Source organism: Alteromonas sp. AWJ4_199, assembly GCF_056159165.1.
The window spans coordinates 1,262,485-1,278,356 of record NZ_JBSWUR010000001.1 but is presented as its reverse complement, the minus strand read 5'-3'; the positions used below and the strand labels follow the sequence as shown (position 1 = coordinate 1,278,356).

At 44.8% G+C, this 15,872-nt stretch carries 18 protein-coding genes; 10 read left to right on the top strand and 8 right to left on the bottom strand.

Features of this window, described 5'->3' with window-relative positions:
* Nucleotides 1-426 precede the first annotated feature (426 nt).
* Genes ACXAER_RS05575 through ACXAER_RS05565 form a run of 3 tightly spaced genes read left to right on the top strand, consistent with a single transcriptional unit; the run spans nucleotide 427 to nucleotide 1,968 of the window.
* Nucleotides 427-918, top strand: coding sequence for a helix-turn-helix domain-containing protein (locus ACXAER_RS05575; protein ID WP_474827373.1), 492 nt, complete (start codon nucleotides 427-429; stop codon nucleotides 916-918).
* Entirely contained in the window at nucleotides 915-1,637 is a 723-nt protein-coding gene (locus tag ACXAER_RS05570; protein WP_474827372.1) for an AzlC family ABC transporter permease, read from the top strand. The genes ACXAER_RS05575 and ACXAER_RS05570 overlap by 4 nt, the downstream gene beginning before the upstream one ends.
* Nucleotides 1,627-1,968, top strand: coding sequence for an AzlD domain-containing protein (locus tag ACXAER_RS05565; RefSeq protein WP_131137618.1), 342 nt, complete (start codon nucleotides 1,627-1,629; stop codon nucleotides 1,966-1,968). Before ACXAER_RS05570 ends, ACXAER_RS05565 begins: the two co-directional genes overlap by 11 nt.
* Before the next feature lie 28 nt (nucleotides 1,969-1,996).
* Here ACXAER_RS05565 and msrA read toward each other — a convergent pair whose 3' ends face one another.
* Nucleotides 1,997-2,608 carry a peptide-methionine (S)-S-oxide reductase MsrA gene (msrA, locus tag ACXAER_RS05560; protein ID WP_474827370.1) on the bottom strand — a complete coding sequence of 204 codons (612 nt, stop codon included), beginning with the start codon at nucleotides 2,606-2,608 and terminating at the stop codon, nucleotides 1,997-1,999.
* 422 nt (nucleotides 2,609-3,030) lie between these two features.
* Here msrA and ACXAER_RS05555 point away from each other — a divergent pair, with 422 nt between their 5' ends.
* From ACXAER_RS05555 to ACXAER_RS05540, 4 genes are all read left to right on the top strand, one after another.
* Nucleotides 3,031-3,465 carry an OsmC family protein gene (locus ACXAER_RS05555; RefSeq protein ID WP_474827368.1) on the top strand — a complete coding sequence of 145 codons (435 nt, stop codon included), beginning with the start codon at nucleotides 3,031-3,033 and terminating at the stop codon, nucleotides 3,463-3,465.
* A 246-nt stretch (nucleotides 3,466-3,711) separates the two neighbouring features.
* Nucleotides 3,712-4,353, top strand: coding sequence for a glutathione S-transferase family protein (locus ACXAER_RS05550; protein ID WP_474827367.1), 642 nt, complete (start codon nucleotides 3,712-3,714; stop codon nucleotides 4,351-4,353).
* 234 nt (nucleotides 4,354-4,587) lie between these two features.
* On the top strand, nucleotides 4,588-6,432 hold the full coding sequence (locus ACXAER_RS05545) for a DUF885 domain-containing protein (RefSeq protein ID WP_474827366.1): 1,845 nt from the start codon (nucleotides 4,588-4,590) through the stop codon (nucleotides 6,430-6,432).
* 209 nt (nucleotides 6,433-6,641) lie between these two features.
* On the top strand, nucleotides 6,642-6,977 hold the full coding sequence (locus tag ACXAER_RS05540; protein ID WP_474827364.1) for a VOC family protein: 336 nt from the start codon (nucleotides 6,642-6,644) through the stop codon (nucleotides 6,975-6,977).
* On the opposite strand, the gene ACXAER_RS05535 is transcribed toward ACXAER_RS05540, so the two are convergent.
* The 5 genes from ACXAER_RS05535 to ACXAER_RS05515 all read right to left on the bottom strand — a co-directional run bounded on the left by ACXAER_RS05535 (nucleotide 6,974) and on the right by ACXAER_RS05515 (nucleotide 12,099).
* A complete protein-coding gene (locus ACXAER_RS05535) occupies nucleotides 6,974-9,064 on the bottom strand; it encodes an oxidoreductase (protein WP_474827362.1) in 2,091 nt (696 codons plus the stop codon). The two genes, ACXAER_RS05540 and ACXAER_RS05535, sit on opposite strands and share 4 nt — an antisense overlap.
* A gap of 330 nt (nucleotides 9,065-9,394) precedes the next feature.
* On the bottom strand, nucleotides 9,395-9,868 hold the full coding sequence (locus ACXAER_RS05530; RefSeq protein ID WP_474830512.1) for a DUF4426 domain-containing protein: 474 nt from the start codon (nucleotides 9,866-9,868) through the stop codon (nucleotides 9,395-9,397).
* A gap of 95 nt (nucleotides 9,869-9,963) precedes the next feature.
* Nucleotides 9,964-10,500: a YggT family protein gene (locus ACXAER_RS05525; protein WP_014950467.1), complete on the bottom strand. Its 537-nt coding sequence runs from the start codon at nucleotides 10,498-10,500 to the stop codon at nucleotides 9,964-9,966.
* Nucleotides 10,501-10,520: 20 nt separating this feature from the next.
* Nucleotides 10,521-11,342 (bottom strand): pyrroline-5-carboxylate reductase, encoded by an 822-nt coding sequence (gene proC / locus ACXAER_RS05520; protein WP_014950466.1) that lies wholly within the window; start codon nucleotides 11,340-11,342, stop codon nucleotides 10,521-10,523.
* Between the two features lie 70 nt (nucleotides 11,343-11,412).
* The gene (locus tag ACXAER_RS05515; protein ID WP_474827360.1) at nucleotides 11,413-12,099 is read right to left on the bottom strand and encodes a YggS family pyridoxal phosphate-dependent enzyme; all 687 of its coding nucleotides are present in this window, start codon (nucleotides 12,097-12,099) and stop codon (nucleotides 11,413-11,415) included.
* A 27-nt stretch (nucleotides 12,100-12,126) separates the two neighbouring features.
* Here ACXAER_RS05515 and ACXAER_RS05510 point away from each other — a divergent pair, with 27 nt between their 5' ends.
* From ACXAER_RS05510 to ACXAER_RS05500, 3 genes are all read left to right on the top strand, one after another.
* Nucleotides 12,127-13,170 (top strand): type IV pilus twitching motility protein PilT, encoded by a 1,044-nt coding sequence (locus ACXAER_RS05510; RefSeq protein ID WP_474827358.1) that lies wholly within the window; start codon nucleotides 12,127-12,129, stop codon nucleotides 13,168-13,170.
* An 8-nt stretch (nucleotides 13,171-13,178) separates the two neighbouring features.
* A complete protein-coding gene (locus tag ACXAER_RS05505; protein ID WP_474827356.1) occupies nucleotides 13,179-14,291 on the top strand; it encodes a PilT/PilU family type 4a pilus ATPase in 1,113 nt (370 codons plus the stop codon).
* A 169-nt stretch (nucleotides 14,292-14,460) separates the two neighbouring features.
* The gene (locus tag ACXAER_RS05500) at nucleotides 14,461-14,778 is read left to right on the top strand and encodes a putative signal transducing protein (protein ID WP_474827354.1); all 318 of its coding nucleotides are present in this window, start codon (nucleotides 14,461-14,463) and stop codon (nucleotides 14,776-14,778) included.
* Between the two features lie 24 nt (nucleotides 14,779-14,802).
* Here ACXAER_RS05500 and ruvX read toward each other — a convergent pair whose 3' ends face one another.
* Together ruvX and ACXAER_RS05490 are read right to left on the bottom strand one after the other, a co-directional pair.
* Nucleotides 14,803-15,234, bottom strand: a complete 432-nt coding sequence (gene ruvX / locus ACXAER_RS05495) for a Holliday junction resolvase RuvX (RefSeq protein WP_474827352.1) — start codon at nucleotides 15,232-15,234, stop codon at nucleotides 14,803-14,805.
* The gene (locus ACXAER_RS05490; protein ID WP_474827350.1) at nucleotides 15,227-15,793 is read right to left on the bottom strand and encodes a YqgE/AlgH family protein; all 567 of its coding nucleotides are present in this window, start codon (nucleotides 15,791-15,793) and stop codon (nucleotides 15,227-15,229) included. Before ACXAER_RS05490 ends, ruvX begins: the two co-directional genes overlap by 8 nt.
* Nucleotides 15,794-15,872: the final 79 nt, after the last annotated feature.

Below are 15,872 nucleotides of genomic sequence, written 5' to 3'. Positions count from 1 at the left end.
ATGATCAACAGCCCACAGGTTCGTGCTTTTCGTATTCGTTTAATGCAAGAGATCGTAGCATCGCTCAGATAGCAAGTAACGGTAACTGATAAGGTTTCTTAATCAATTCAGCGATTTAAATGTAGTGCTTTTGTTAATAAATTACGCCGGATCATATTGCGTAAAAAGTAGAATGGGCGTTTAAAAAAAGCGAAGGTGACTGTTTTCTGTGCACAAATATTGGTTACCTTTTAGTTCATCACTTTGTCATCTTTTAACATTTGTCACGTTTTCCAATCGTGGCGTGAGCACAACGCCGTATCTATGCCCCATTGAAAACAAACTTCTTGACTTTGAGGTGTTCTATATATAGAACGTTCTTTAAATGGAACAAAATGAAGTTGGTAAGGTGTGAATCAATCAACGCTCAACATTCTCGGAAGGCATTTGCAGAAACTCAGGCAAGACAAAGGTGTCTCGCTGTCGCAATTGGCAGCAGGGGCAGGTATCGCTAAATCTAACCTTTCAAGATTAGAGCAGGGCAATGGCAACCCGACGCTAGACACCATTTGGCGATTAGCTAAACAACTAGACGTTCCGTTCGGTCAGCTAGTTCAGCCTCTTAGTGCAAGCGTTGGAGAAAAGGGGGTAGAAGTTCGTTTAATTGAGCAAGGACAAGGTACCCCGAACGTTGATGCTTATTGGATGTCAGTTGCACCGAATACTTTTCGAGAGGCAGAAGCTCACGCCACAGGAACAGAAGAAACGATTACCGTTGTTAGCGGCTCTCTTGAAGCTGGGAATAGTGGAAATACTCAATGGCTGCATCCGGGTCAAAGTCTAGCATTTAACGCTGATTTGCCTCACGTATACAAAACGGGAGACGAGTGGGCGACATGTCTTATCACAATCGTTTATCACAAAGAGGCAAAGGAATGAGCCAACTTTCATCAAAAAGCGGACTCAAGCAAGGGGTTATTGACGGGTTACCTTTGTTAGGTGGTTATATTCCTGTAGCTATTTCATTTGGCGTGATCGCAGTTCAAGCCGGGTTTTCTACGCTGGAAGCCACGCTAATTTCTATATTTATTTACGCAGGCGCGTCGCAGTTTCTTTTGGTAGCCATGGTGGCATCAGGTGCGCCACTTTGGTTAGCGGTTTGTATGACGTTATTAGTTAATGTGCGCCATGTGGTTTATGCGCCCAACTTGGTGCCTTATTTACCGCAAAGTAAAGCTTGGCCGTATTTAATGCACGGCCTTACTGACCAGATTTTTGCGCTAGCCCATACTCGCTTGCCGCTAATGGACGATGCTAAAAAGGTAGATTGGTTTAAAGGTGTATCTATGGTGGCGTGGCTTAGCTGGATAGTAGGGACGGCGCTTGGCGGTATCGCAGGGGACTCCCTTACCCAACAATGGCCAATATTAGACAGCGTGATGCCCTTTGCCTTACCTGCACTTTTCCTTGTGCTACTCGCGCCTAAATTCTCAAGTAAATTGTGGAGCGCTACCTTGCTCGTTACAATGACGGCGGCTCTCTTTTTAGCTCTCAGCGCCTTTAAAAACGCTGCAATTCCATTGGCAGCACTATGCGGTGCGATAACCTTTTATCTTCTTACCTCGCACGTTGAAAGGAAGCATTCTCATGCACGTTGATATCTGGATAGCCATTGTTGTTGCAGCCATCGGGACATATGCATTACGCGTAGGCCCGTTGCTGTGGACTCAGCGTCACTTTAATAAACACAAGGCCAACAACACTGAGGCGCGTTTACCTACGTGGCTAAGCGTGTTAGGGCCGTTGATGATTGCCGCTATGCTAGGCGCGTCACTTATTCCAAAAGCACCGTCAGCGGCGAGTTGGATTGCAACCGCAATAGGCACTGTTGTCACTGTGCTTGTTTGGCGCAAATTCAAAAGCTTAGGGCTGCCAGTGTTTTGCGGCGTGCTTTCTTTTGGTGTGGCTTTTGGTATCGCTTTGGTTTAGCGTTGGGCGTAGATGTTAAGTTGCTGTGCTAAGACTTATTCTTACCCAAGGCTTTCTCGCCCCAAATTTCTTCCAAGCGCTGGTCACGCCCACAGTTCCATCGGTAGAACTTATAGCGAACGGGACTTTTTTTATAAAAATCTTGATGGCCAATTTCGTCGCCTTTTATCGGATAAAAGGTAGAAGCATCGAGTATGGGCGTTACCACCTTCTTGTTGGGAAACTGAGCTACCACGTCAGCTTTTGTTTTTTCTGCTATAGCACGTTCTTTATCGTTCGAAACAAAAATAGCGCTTAAGTAACTGGGTCCCTTATCACAAAACTGACCTCGGTCATCAAAAGGGTCAATGTTTACCCAAAAATGATCAAGAATATCTTTATAAGAAAGCATATCGCCGTCGTAGGTGATCTTTACCGCCTCAAAATGTCCCTTGTGGTTGCCATTATAAGTCGGATTTGGCGCGCTTCCGCCAGTGAACCCCGACAGCACATCGGTAACTCCTTCTAACTTTTCAAAATCAGACTCCATGCACCAAAAGCAGCCCCCAGCTAATATGGCCTCGTCGGCACTTGTTGATGGCGTAAAAATCGAAGCGCTCAACGCTGCGCTAATTAAAACTGCAGAAAGTGTTAATTTCATCACTCACCTTTTATGTGTTGGTTTAACCTTGTAGCGACCTTCGCGTTTAAGTCATCAGGCCCTTGTTTGCGAACATATACGGTTAACAAATAAAGAACGGTTTAAGCTGAAATTAATTTCATCGCGGTGCAGCGAGTTAATTCGATTTTGTTTTACAAGCGTACATTTTTTCTAAGCGCACATTGCGAAGCTTGGCGCGAAATCATAGGTTCAGAAAAAGACTAGGAGGGTGTAAGTAAAATTTTCATCTCATTCTGTAGTCTTCTTTCAAAAAGGGAACTGTCTTTAAATCGTCCATTTACAAGACGGGGCTGTAAAGCCTCTGTGACAAGGGATAGAGCGATTTATTACAATCGGCAGAGCACTTGCATCTTATCCAACTACATGAAAATCAGTTTAGTTAAAACGAAAGGAAAGATGATATGTCGATAGTCAAATCAGGTAGTGCAGCATATAAACCTTTAGGTAAAAAAGGGAAGGGCAGTATTTCAACGGAAACTGGTGCTTTATTAAACCAGCCATATGGTTTTAACACGCGATTTGAAGATGGAAAGGGAACCAACCCCGAAGAATTGATTGGTGCGGCACATGCGAGTTGCTTCACCATGGCACTTTCTTTTGCGCTTTCAGACGCGGGATACGATGACGGCGAGTTAAATACCACTGCAAAAATCAGTTTAGAGAAAAACGATGACGGCTTTGAAATAACTCAATCGGCACTAAGCTTAGATGCTGAGGTTGAAGGGATTACCGAAGATGAGTTTGAGAAAATTGCACAGGAAGCAAAAGAAAATTGCCCAGTATCTCAACTTCTTAATGCCAACATCACATTGGAATACCAATTGAATATGGGCTAATTCGCATAGCGACTTTTTGATAGAAATAGTGAGCTTTTCGGGAGAAGAACACGCGAACTATTTCTATCGCGTTACCTACCATTTTACAGCCTTTTTTGCCACATCCTTTTTTTACCCTCTTTTAACATGTTATGGACACTGTCATACAGAAGTTACAGTGTTAAAACTCAGTAACAATATGTCAGTAGCACTTTTTTCCTATTCGACTTACAGTTAGCACCAATTAGGCTATCAAAGGACATAAGCATGTATTCACTTTATGGTTATCCGAAAACCCGCTCGGTTCGCGTGGCATGGGCACTGGAAGAGCTAGGTTTACCTTTTGACTACAACTTGGTTGACTTAAAGCAGGGGAAACACCTGTCAGAAGAATATAAAGCCATCAGTCCTGCCTCTAAAATCCCAGCGCTTTCGACGCCAGAAGGTACCTTGACGGAATCGGCGGCTATCGTCACTTTTTTAGCTGAACGTCACGGCATGCATGAATTCATTCCAGAGCCTGGTAGCTTCGAGCGAGCCAAATATGAAGAAATGATGTTGTTTCTCACCAATGAGTTAGAGCAACCGATTTGGAATTTGGCAAAGCACACCTTTGCATTACCTAAAGAGCAAAGACTTGAACAAATGCGCGATATAGCGGTGTGGGAGTTTAAGCGCGTGTTGCCAGTATTTTCTTCTATGTTGGGCGATAAAGAATTTGTATGCGGCACCATGTTTACCATGGCCGACATAATAGCAGGTCATATTTTGGCGTGGGCAAAAGGCAGCAAGCTAGATATCACGCTAGACGGTAAAACAGACAATGTAGCCGCGTACGCACAACGTGTATTAGGCCGTGATGCGTATGAGAGGGCGTGGCGAAAAGAGATGGCTCATTTGCCTGAATAAATGGTGCAGCCCGAAAAATCTTACATGAATAGATACCGTGTGAACCTGTGACTTATTAAGTAAACGCTGAATTGTATTGTATCGTCGGTATGCCTGATATCGGCATCAGGTACGCATTATTAGGATTTAATGTGCTTATCACGCGGTATATAGAATCAAGAAAACACATAACGACAGCGCTTTTTTTTGCGAAATATAAGCAAAAACAGCGAAGAAATAACAAGGGAACAAAAAATGAAAGCATTCAAAACACTACTTGTAAGTAGTGCAGTAACCATGGCACTGGGCTTTAGCTCAGCTGCGGCTCATGAACACGGCAACGCAAATGTGCAGAGTTCATCGAAAAGTACTTCAGTGTCAAAAGAAGCGTCTGAGCACGAAAAACTCTTTGCGTTGTTTGCAGCCGCTGACCAGCGTGATATTGAGCTAAACCCAATTATGGCCATTTTTCGCGGCGACATGCGTTACGCAGACCGAATGGGCGACTTCTTTACAGACTCTCACGCTTTAGCGGGAAAGACAGCGACATTGCTGAATTTGTCAGAGCTTAAACAAATTGACCGCAGTAAGTTAAGCGACACCGATAAACTCGCCTACGACGTATTTAAATACAACGAAGAGCGCTCGCTAAAAATGTCTACCGACGAGATTGAAGCGCTAACGGAAGTGCGTCCTATCAATCATTTCAGTGGGTTCCACACCTTCTACCCGACCTTCGCGAGCGGAAAGGGCGCAGCGCCATTTAAAACAGTAGAAGATTACGAAAATAACTTATCTCGCCATAAGGATTACATTGCTATTTCTGACCGCGCTATCGGAAAGTTCCGCGAGGGCATGGAAAGCGGTGTTCTTGAAACTAAGCTGACAATCGATCGCGTGATCAAGCAGTTCGATACTCAGCTGGCTATCCCAATTAAAGAGTCACAGTTTTGGGGGCCAATTACTATGTTTCCAGAAAGTTTCTCTGACGAAGAAAAAGCCCGTTTAACCGCTGACTACGAGAAAGCGACGCAAGAAATTTACGATGCAACCACGCGTATGCGCGACTTCCTTCGCGATGAGTATTTGCCTGTTGCCCGTGAAAGCATTGGCCTTAGCGATATGAAAGGTGGTGCAAAGCTTTATCAATTGATGGTGGAAGATTCAACGACACTACCAATGACGCCTGATGAACTGCATAACCTTGGTTTAAAAGAAGTTAAGCGTATCAAAAATGACATGCTTGAAATTAAGGACGAAGTAAAGTTTGAAGGGACATTAAACGAATTCTTCGACTATGTACGTACCGATCCTAAGTTCAAGCCTGAAAGCCGTGAAGCGCTAACACAGAGCTATTACGATATTGGCCGTGAAGTTGATGAGAAAATTGATCAGTACTTTTCACTGTTGCCGAAGTCTGAGTTAGAAATAAAACCCTACGACCCTGCTATCGAGCAATTCAGTGCGGGTGGCTCATATCAGCCGGGCACGCCAGATGGCTCTCGTCCAGGTACTTTCTACTTTAATGCCTACGATTTGCCTAGCCGCTTAACTACCGGCAACGTTACCTTGTACCTACACGAAGGCGCTCCAGGTCACCATTTCCAAGTGAGCCTAGCGCAAGAAAATGAAGCGTTACCTTCATTCATGCGCTTTAGCTTCCTACCAGCCTTCGGTGAAGGTTGGGCGCTGTATTCTGAAACGCTAGGGTATGAAATGGGGTTCTTTGACGATCCATGGAATCGTTATGGCACGCTTCAAGATGAGCAGTTGCGCGCCATGCGTTTAGTGGTAGACACAGGTATTCACGCGAAAGGTTGGACCCGCGAACAAGCCATCGACTTTATGCTTGATAACTCAGGCATGACCCGCACAGAAGTTGTGGCCGAGGTAGAGCGTTATATTGCGATCCCGTCGCAAGCGCTATCTTACAAAGTGGGTGCGCTTAAAATTCAAGAATTGCGCGCGCGCGCAGAGAAGGCATTGGGTGATGATTTCGATATCCGTGAGTTCCACGCGCAAGTGTTAAACACGGGCGGCATTCCACTTGCTATTCTTGAACAGAAAATTGATCGCTGGATCGCTAGTCAAAAAAGTTAAGGAATAATATTTTTATTTAAACTTTTTACAGCGCAATCAGCGTTAGGTTAAGAACAGTAAAAAGCCGATATTTGACGTAAAGCCAGTAATATTCAGTATTACTGGCTTTTTTCTTTTTGCGACTAATGGCAGTGATATTGTTCAAAAGCTTCACTAGAGTATTAATTGGTATAAGTGAATAATGGTTACGAAATATAAGGGAGAATAAGGTGGAATTAGGGTTATTTTCGCTAAGTTTAACGGTAAAGGACATCAGCAAGTCGAAAGCGTTTTATGAAGCATTGGGCTTTGATGCTATGCCTTCATGTGGCTCGGTGGAAGACAAATGGTTAATGATGAAAAACGGCACCACCATGATTGGCTTATTCGAAGGTATGTTTGAAGACAACATTATGACTTTTAACCCCAGCGATGTTAGAGCACTTCAGGCAAATCTAGTTGAACAAGGCATCGCTTTAGACGTTCCTGTGAAAGGCGATAGCGGCCCCGGGCATCTAATTGTTAAAGACCCGGACGGCAACGCTATCATGTTCGATCAGTTTTAAATTCGCGCTGCCAGTTCAGCGCCTTGACGGATAGCGCGTTTAGCATCAAGTTCAGCCGCTACGTCAGCACCGCCGATAATGTGCACGGTAAATCCTGCCTCTTCTAGAGGTTGTTGCAGAGGCTTAAATGGCTCTTGGCCAGCACATACAATGACGTTATCGACCGGCAGTACTTTAGGCGCGTCGTTAATCAGCACGTGCAGACCTTCATCGTCCACTTTCTCGTAGCTCACGCCGTTTATCATTTGAACATTGTGGTGTTTCAATGATTGCCTATGGATCCAGCCCGTAGTTTTGCCCAGCCCTTTACCTACTTTAGACGTTTTACGTTGTAGCAGATACACTTCCCGCTCAGAAGGCTCTATGGCCTTTTCCTTTAGTGCACCCGGTGTAGCATAGTCTTTATCTATACCCCAATGCGCCAGCCATTTTTCTTTATCTTTGGCTAAATGCTCGTGTTCAACCAAGAACTCTGCCACATCAAAACCAATGCCGCCGGCGCCAACAATAGCCACTTTCTTGCCCACTGGCTTGTGATCGCGCAATATGTCTAAATAACTCATCACTTTAGGGTGGTCGTGCCCTTCAATTGTAAGCGTACGAGGATTAATACCGGTGGCTAGCACCACTTCATCAAACCCCTTGTTTGAGAGGTTCTCTACGTTTACTTGGGTGTTAAGGTGAACCTTAACGCCAACTCTCGCAAGTTGATTGTCAAAGTAGCGTAGGGTTTCGTAAAACTCTTCTTTACCCGGCACTTGCTTGGCGTAATTAAATTGACCGCCAATTTCACTGGCTTTATCAAATAGATGTACCTCGTGACCGCGCTCTGCGGCATACATGGAAAACGCCAAACCCGCAGGCCCTGCACCTACTACCGCTAGTTTTTTCTTGTTGTGAGTAGGGGTAAAGGTAAGTTCGGTCTCGTAGCACGCTTGTGGGTTTACCAAGCAACTTGCACGCTTTTGTTCGAATGCATGGTCTAGGCAAGCCTGGTTACAGGCAATACACGTGTTGATTAGCTTAGACTCATTGCGCATAGCCTTCGCTACAAAGTGAGCGTCAGCCAAGAAAGGTCGCGCCATCGATACCATATCAGCATGGCCTTGTGCGAGTACCGATTCTGCAACTTCAGGCGTATTGATACGGTTAGTGGTAATAAGAGGGATAGACACCTCTTTTTTCATGCGTTCGGTTATCCAGGTAAACGCCGCGCGAGGCACTGATGTTGAAATAGTAGGTACCCGCGCTTCGTGCCATCCAATACCGGTATTAATTAGCGTAGCGCCTGCTTTTTCGATTTCTTTGGCTAAATATACAACTTCGTCCCACTTAGCGCCGCCTTCGACTAAGTCCAGCATAGACAGGCGATAAATAATGATGAAGTTAGTGCCCACTTTCTCGCGTACACCTCTTACTATCTCAATCGCTAGGCGAGCGCGGTTTTCTAAGCTGCCACCCCATTCATCATTTCTATGGTTGGTGCGCTCACAGAAAAACTGGTTTATGAGGTAGCCTTCAGAACCCATAATTTCCACGCCGTCATAGCCTGCTTGCTGGGCAAGGGCTGCACATTTTACGTAGTCTTTAATTGTGCTTCTTACGCCATGTGAGGACAATTCGCGAGGCTTAAAAGGGGTAATGGGCGACTTCATCGGTGAAGCCGAAACGGCAAGTGGATGATAACCATAACGGCCTGAATGCAAAATTTGCATGCAAATTTTGCCATCTTCTTTATGCACAGCATCGGTAATAACACGGTGCTTCTTGGCATGACGAGAGCGCGTCATTCTGCCAGCGAAGGGCGCAACCCAACCTGAAATGTTAGGACTAATGCCGCCAGTCACAATAAGCCCGGCACCGCCTTTTGCCCGCTCGGCATAGAATGCTGCCAGTTTATCAAAGCCGCCTTTTTCTTCTTCTAGGCCTAAGTGCATCGAACCCATAAGTGTGCGGTTACGAAGTGTAGTAAAACCCAAATTTAATGGGGCTAATAGGTTAGGGTAAAAAGGTGACTGCTGCTCTGAAGTATTCGCAGAATGGGGAGCAAGGGTTTGAGGTTGAGTCTGAGACGAGGGCGTATTCATAATTATTCTCTTTTTATTTGCTATGAAGGCAGTTAGTGCATGTCGCTCTTTGCTGCGGCGCAGTGCTCATCTGTCTTTCGTGATTTAAGTGCTGATGGTTACACATAATCCGACCACACTAACTTGCCCGACCAGTTGCTCTGATTATTTACCACCACATTCAATTGGTAAAGTGCAGTACCCTATTTTTAACATAATAAAAAAGCGAGATACCGGGCTAATGGATATCTCGCTTCGTTAATCATTGCTTTCCATCACAAGTATGTATGCGTTATAGGTTAGCGTTTACTTATGATATTGGCATTTTTAAAGCAGTGCTCGCCCTATAAATTACTCGTCTACGTACATTTTTTGCTGGAACTTCAGCGTTTGTTTGCTGCTCCCTTTTTGAACGTCAATCTCAAATCTGAAGGTTTCTTGATCCCGAAATGGCAGCACGGCAAGGTAATAGATAGCATCACCTTCTTCGACCTTTTTAAAAGTCAGCTTACGCGAGTTACCTAACAGATTCTTAGCCGTACCCGTTACGTCTGCCCGTTGCGCGTCACCGGAAACTTTGTCTAACACCGAAATGTTAACCAATGCATTAAACTTACTTCTTACAATGCCGTAGTTAGCGGCCACTTCAGGTGTCAAAAATGGCGTACTGACTACCATATAATGTACATCCCATTCGCCAAGCGTTTTTTTCTGCTCGGCAAATGCGGAAAAGCTTAAGCATGACATAGCCATCGCAAGAAGTGCTACGTAAGCTTTTTTGATTTGTTTTATTCTACCCATGATAGAAACTACCTCTGCCTTCATCTTATTTTCAATTTTACCCATTACAGCTTGTCTTACTCTATGAACCAAACTGCAAAACCAACACTTTCCCTAACAGTGTCTTCAACTGACATTAGCTACATAGGGAAAGTGTCTTGGATCAGAAGCTGTAAAAACTGTAATGCGATGATGGCAATAAGCACTGATAAGTCTAAACCGCCTAATGGTGGAATAACCTTGCGTATTGGCGCTAAAAACGGCTCTGTTAGCTGATATAGCACATAGTCAACCGGAGACTGACCTTGCGAGACCCAGCTTAAAATAGCGCGTAGTAGCAACACCCAGAACATTAGCGACAGAGTTTCTTTTATCACGCCAATTACTGACAAAATTGCAATGCCGACTGGGTTTAGACTACCGCCAAACATTAACCCTAGGGTTATTAGCTTAAGCGCGCATACCGCTACCGCTAACACAAAAGTAGCGGTGTCGAACCTGCCGATTGACGGAATAATACGGCGCAACGGCCCCACGATAGGGTGGGTTGCTTTTACTACAAATTGACTGAGTGGATTATAAAAATCTGCCTGAACCATTTGTAACCAAAGGCGCAGAATAACCACCATCAAATAAAGGCTAAATAAGGTATCAACCAAAAATACCGTTGCGTTCATGTTGTGTTTTTCCTAAAACGTTATAGCTGTTTTGCCATTTCTTCAGCACGTGCTACGGCGGCGCGCATCGACTTGCTAACAATATCTTTTAAACCTTCATTAATGAAAGTATTAACGGCTTCTGCGGTAGTGCCGCCCTTAGACGTAACTTGGGCACGAAGCTCGCTTAATTCAAGGTCTGGGTTGTTACAAACCATTTCGGCTGCGCCTAACATCGCTTGTTGGACCATTAAGCGAGATTGCGCTTTGTCAAAGCCCATGTTCATGGCTTCTTCCTGCATATTTTGTAAGAACAAGAAGAAATAAGCTGGGCTGCTGCCCGCTGCGGCGATAACACCGTTAATACCCTCTTCTTTATCTACCCAAACGGTTTCGCCAACGCTGTTCATTACATCGTCAACGTATTGCCTGTCTGACTCAGAAACCGTGTCGTCGGCATACATTCCCGACATGCCCTTGCCTAACAAGCTCGGGGTGTTTGGCATAATACGAACAACAGGGTATTCACCACCTAGCATTTCTTGCAATCTGGCTACCGGCAGCCCAGCTGCAATGCTCATAAACAACTTGCCCGAAAGGTCATTGTTTTTCTGAAGCTCGCCGCACATATCGCCCATTATTTGTGGTTTTACCGCAAGTACTATGGCATCAGCGAATTGGCAGGCTTCATCATTAGATTGTGTGGTGTGAATACCAAACTCGGCCTTCAGGCCGTCTAACTTTGGTGTGGAAGGGTTTGCCGCAAGGATGTTTTCTTTCGCGTACCCAGATTTGATAAGACCACTGATGATGCTGCGGCTCATGTTACCCGCGCCAATAAATGCTAATTTTTTCTGTTGCATGTAAATCCTATTTGTTGGTTGCGTTTAAGTCTGTGTAGCGAGGCGAAGTGCTATCCGTTGGATTAGCGCGCTAGTTTCGCTTACCGAAAATAGCGGTACCGATGCGCACCATAGTCGACCCGTGTTGAATCGCTTCTGTCATATCACTACTCATTCCTACGGATAGGGTATCAAAATTGCTCAATGATGTATGGTAGTGGTCAAATAATTCTTTTAGTTTAGTTAGTGTAGCGCGCTGTTGTTCTTCACTAGGATTAGCTTTGGGAATGGCCATCAATCCCCGTAAGCAAAGCCGCTCTTGTGACACCACGAACTCAACTAAAGAAGCTAGTTCGTTAGGCGCTACGCCAGACTTACTGCCTTCATCATCAATATTCACTTGAATACACACGTTTAAAGGCGGCATTGAGCCAGGACGTTGCTCGTTTAAGCGGCGGGCAATCTTCTCTCTGTCTACTGACTGAACCCAATCGAAATGTTCAGCTACTACTTTAGTTTTATTTGACTGAATCGGCCCAATCATATGCCATTCAATATTTTCAAGGTTGGAAAGCTTCTGAACCTTTTCAACGCCTTCCTGAACATAGTTTTCACCGAACTTTCGTTGCCCCGCTTCATACGCTTCAATGATATCTGATACGGGTTTTGTTTTACTAACCGCTAGCAATTTAATCGAATTTGGTGGACGATGGGCACTATTAGCGGCTTGGTCTATTCCTTTTCGTGCGGAATTTAGTCTTTCTGCTATTGTTTGCATTATTCACCTTGTTATGGAGATGTAGTTGTGGATATTACCGAACTTTTGGCTTTCAGTGTTAAGAATAACGCCTCAGATTTACACTTATCAGCGGGCCTCCCACCAATTATTCGTGTAGATGGTGAGATGCGCAAACTGAATGTGCCTGCACTCGATCATAAGCAGGTTCATAGCCTTGTTTTCGAAATTATGAATGACATGCAGCGCAAAGAGTACGAAGAAAATCTAGAAACCGATTTTTCTTTCGAAGTAAATGGATTGTCACGCTTTCGTGTTAACGCATTTGTGCAAAATCGCGGGGCAGCCGCTGTGTTACGTACCATCCCAAGTAAAGTCTTAACGCTAGACGACTTAGGGGCACCTGAAATATTTAAAGATATAATCAATCAACCTACTGGGATTGTATTGGTCACGGGCGCAACAGGTTCAGGTAAAAGTACCACACTTGCGGCCATGGTCGACCATATCAACACGCACAAGCGCGAACATATCCTTACCATTGAAGACCCAATCGAATTTGTTCACGACAACAAGCTTAGCTTGGTAAACCAGCGGGAGGTTCACCGAGATACACACTCGTTCAACAACGCCTTGCGCTCAGCACTTCGTGAAGACCCTGACGTAATTCTGGTTGGTGAGCTTCGTGATTTAGAAACCATACGTCTTGCAATATCCGCGGCGGAAACAGGTCACTTAGTATTTGGTACGCTGCACACCAACTCTGCGCCAAAAACCATCGACCGTATCATTGATGTATTTCCTGCAGAAGAAAAAGCTATGGTGCGCTCTATGTTGTCGGAATCACTACGCGCGGTAATTTCACAAACCCTGCTTAAGAAAGTAGGCGGTGGCCGTGTTGCAGCCCACGAAATTATGGTTGGGATCCCCGCAATTCGTAACCTAATTCGTGAAGATAAAGTGCCGCAAATGTACTCAGTTATTCAAACGGGTCAGGCGCATGGTATGCAAACGATGGATCAGTGCCTGCAGCGTTTAGTTGCCATGGGTGTTATTACCAAACAAGACGCAGCGGCAAAATCAGTTGATAAACAGTCGATGAATAACTTCTAGAGGCTATCATGCTAGATTCTTTGCTACAAAAAATGGTCGATACCAACGCATCTGATTTGTTTATCACCGCAGAATTTCCAGTCAGTGCCAAAATTAACGGCAAACTTACACCGGTGACCGAAGGTGCAACTTCCGAAGAGGAGTCACTCGCACTCGTTCACGAAGCGATGAACGAAAAGCAGCAGAATGAGTTTCATACATCGAAAGAATGTAACTTCGCTATTGTACGAGAAGGTATCGGCCGCTTCCGTTGTTCTGCATTTTGGCAGCGCGATCAAGCGGGAATGGTTATTCGTCGTATCGTCACTCAAATTCCTAAAGCTGATGACTTGGGTCTGCCGCGTGTATTAAAAGAAATTATTATGTCAAAGCGCGGCCTTGTTTTATTTGTGGGTGGAACAGGTACAGGTAAATCTACGTCATTGGCTGCGCTTGTTGGTCACAGAAACGAGAACTCTCATGGCCACATATTGACTATTGAAGACCCTATTGAATTTGTGCATGAGCATAAGAACTGTGTTATTACCCAGCGCGAAGTGGGCATTGACACCCAATCTTTCGATGACGCGCTTAAAAGCTCGCTACGACAGGCGCCTGATGTCATTCTCATTGGTGAAATTCGCTCTATGGAAACCATGGAATATGCGATGTCGTTTGCTGATACAGGGCATTTGTGTGTGGCCACGCTTCACGCTAACAACGCAAACCAAGCGATTGAGCGTATTATGCATTTAGCGCCGAAAGATCAGCACGACAAACTGCGCTTTGACTTAAGCTTAAACATTCGCGCTATCGTAGCGCAGCAACTTGTACCTACACCAGATGGCAGAGGTAGGGTAGCTGCAATAGAGATATTGCTAAACTCGCCGTTAGTACGCGACCTTATTCAGCGCAACGAAATTGGCGCGTTAAAAGAAGCGATGAAAAAAGGTAAAGAGCAGGGCATGCAGAGTTTTGATATGGCCCTTTACGACCTTTACAAAGCGGGTAAGATTGACATGGACCAAGCGCTACATCATGCTGATTCGCCTAATGATCTACGCTTAATGATCAAGCTTGACACCAGCGACGGTTCTAGCTTAGGGACGTTATCGAACGTATCTATTGATATGGATGATTAGCTGCATTCGCTTGAGTTTGATGTGTCACCTTAATTTGTGCTTGAAAAGCTATAGTTGCATGAACCAGTATTAGAGTAATGCATTTTTCGAGCACGATGAGCAGCCTAAAGCCTACTTTTGTTTATATCCTTACAGGGTAGGCGTTAGTTTAAGAATACTAGGGCAGTCATTGAAAAAACTTTTCACTTCACAAGATGCGTTTGAAATGCAAGCGGTTCGCAGCGAGCTTGACGCTCTGTCAATTCCCTATTTGGTAAAAAATGAGTTTGTCAGTGGTGCAATAGGAGAGCTGCCTTGGCAGGATTCTCAGCAGGAAGTGTGGCTAGTCGACGATAGCTGGTATGCAAGAGCGTCAAGAGTTATAGCGCCTTTTATTCAAAAATCAAACAACAATGCAGTGAGCAGTAAGGATTGGATTTGTGGTAGTTGCAACGAAGAAAATGGCAGCGCTTTTGATGTGTGCTGGCAATGCGGTAAAGACAGATAGTAACAACAAGCGTTTTACTAATAGTTAATCGTACTGGCTCTCGCTCCAGCTAGCAAAAATTACGCAAGCCGATACGCTATCTACCTTATCTTTAGTCAGTTTTTTATAGCCACCTAACTCAAACAGCATAGCTTTAGCGTCTGTAGTAGTAAGTCGTTCGTCACAGGTTTCTACGGCCACTTTAAAACGACCATGAAGCCGATTGGCAAACTTGCGGGCTCGTTGAGTCATTTCCTGCTCTGTACCGTCCATGTTAAGCGGTAAACCTACGACCACGACATGAGGCTGCCATTCTTCGTAAAGCTTTTCTATCAGTGCCCAATCAGGAATGCCGTCTCTTGCCTTAAGCGCGGCTAGGGGAGAGGCTGTACCTGTAACTTCCTGGCCTACTGCCACACCAATACTTTTGGTCCCAAAATCGAACGCTAGTACCGTTCGGTTTCCTATATCAGGCATGACCAGCTCCCGGTGCTAGTTGCCATACATCCACACCGAGTTTATTTACTGTAGCCTGCCACTTTTTATGCATGGGGGTGTTAAATAGGATTTCTTCATCTGCTTCTACAGTCAGCCACGCGTTTTCCTGCATTTCCTTTTCAAGCTGTCCAGGTGTCCATCCGGCGTAACCTAAAGCAATAAGCACGTTTTCTGGACCCTCGTCTTTAGCAATGGCAGTGAGAATATCCTTGGATGTTGTGACCATTATTCCTGGCGCTAGCTTAAGGCTAGATGCCCAGGATTTTTGTGACGAATGCAAAACGAATCCGCGTTCCTGGTTGACCGGCCCGCCCGCTAAAACGATTTGTTCTGCCTTGTCTCCAGAAATAGTCAACTCTTTATCGGTTTGTTCAAGAAGTTGTTTGACGTTCATAGTAGAGGGTTGATTTACCACGATGCCCATGGCGCCCTCAGCATTGTGTTCGCAAACATAAATGAGAGACCGAGAAAAATACGGATCGTCTAAGCTAGGCATCGCGATCAGAAAGTGATTTTGTAGGCTTTTTAATTCCGTCATAGTTTGCTTTTACTACTATCTAATATTAACGTCTTTTACTTTAGAGGCCTTTAAACATCTAGCGTAAACATTGAGTACA

What these genes read in the sequence shown, in the direction of transcription:
- ACXAER_RS05570 (WP_474827372.1), top strand. Translation starts at nt 915, where the DNA reads ATGAGCCAACTTTCATCAAAAAGCGGACTCAAGCAAGGGGTTATTGAC.
- ACXAER_RS05565 (WP_131137618.1), top strand. Translation starts at nt 1,627, where the DNA reads ATGCACGTTGATATCTGGATAGCCATTGTTGTTGCAGCCATCGGGACA.
- msrA (WP_474827370.1), bottom strand. Translation starts at nt 2,608, where the DNA reads ATGAAATTAACACTTTCTGCAGTTTTAATTAGCGCAGCGTTGAGCGCT.
- ACXAER_RS05555 (WP_474827368.1), top strand. Translation starts at nt 3,031, where the DNA reads ATGTCGATAGTCAAATCAGGTAGTGCAGCATATAAACCTTTAGGTAAA.
- ACXAER_RS05550 (WP_474827367.1), top strand. Translation starts at nt 3,712, where the DNA reads ATGTATTCACTTTATGGTTATCCGAAAACCCGCTCGGTTCGCGTGGCA.
- ACXAER_RS05545 (WP_474827366.1), top strand. Translation starts at nt 4,588, where the DNA reads ATGAAAGCATTCAAAACACTACTTGTAAGTAGTGCAGTAACCATGGCA.
- ACXAER_RS05535 (WP_474827362.1), bottom strand. Translation starts at nt 9,064, where the DNA reads ATGAATACGCCCTCGTCTCAGACTCAACCTCAAACCCTTGCTCCCCAT.
- ACXAER_RS05530 (WP_474830512.1), bottom strand. Translation starts at nt 9,868, where the DNA reads ATGAAGGCAGAGGTAGTTTCTATCATGGGTAGAATAAAACAAATCAAA.
- ACXAER_RS05525 (WP_014950467.1), bottom strand. Translation starts at nt 10,500, where the DNA reads ATGAACGCAACGGTATTTTTGGTTGATACCTTATTTAGCCTTTATTTG.
- proC (WP_014950466.1), bottom strand. Translation starts at nt 11,342, where the DNA reads ATGCAACAGAAAAAATTAGCATTTATTGGCGCGGGTAACATGAGCCGC.
- ACXAER_RS05515 (WP_474827360.1), bottom strand. Translation starts at nt 12,099, where the DNA reads ATGCAAACAATAGCAGAAAGACTAAATTCCGCACGAAAAGGAATAGAC.
- ACXAER_RS05505 (WP_474827356.1), top strand. Translation starts at nt 13,179, where the DNA reads ATGCTAGATTCTTTGCTACAAAAAATGGTCGATACCAACGCATCTGAT.
- ruvX (WP_474827352.1), bottom strand. Translation starts at nt 15,234, where the DNA reads ATGCCTGATATAGGAAACCGAACGGTACTAGCGTTCGATTTTGGGACC.
- ACXAER_RS05490 (WP_474827350.1), bottom strand. Translation starts at nt 15,793, where the DNA reads ATGACGGAATTAAAAAGCCTACAAAATCACTTTCTGATCGCGATGCCT.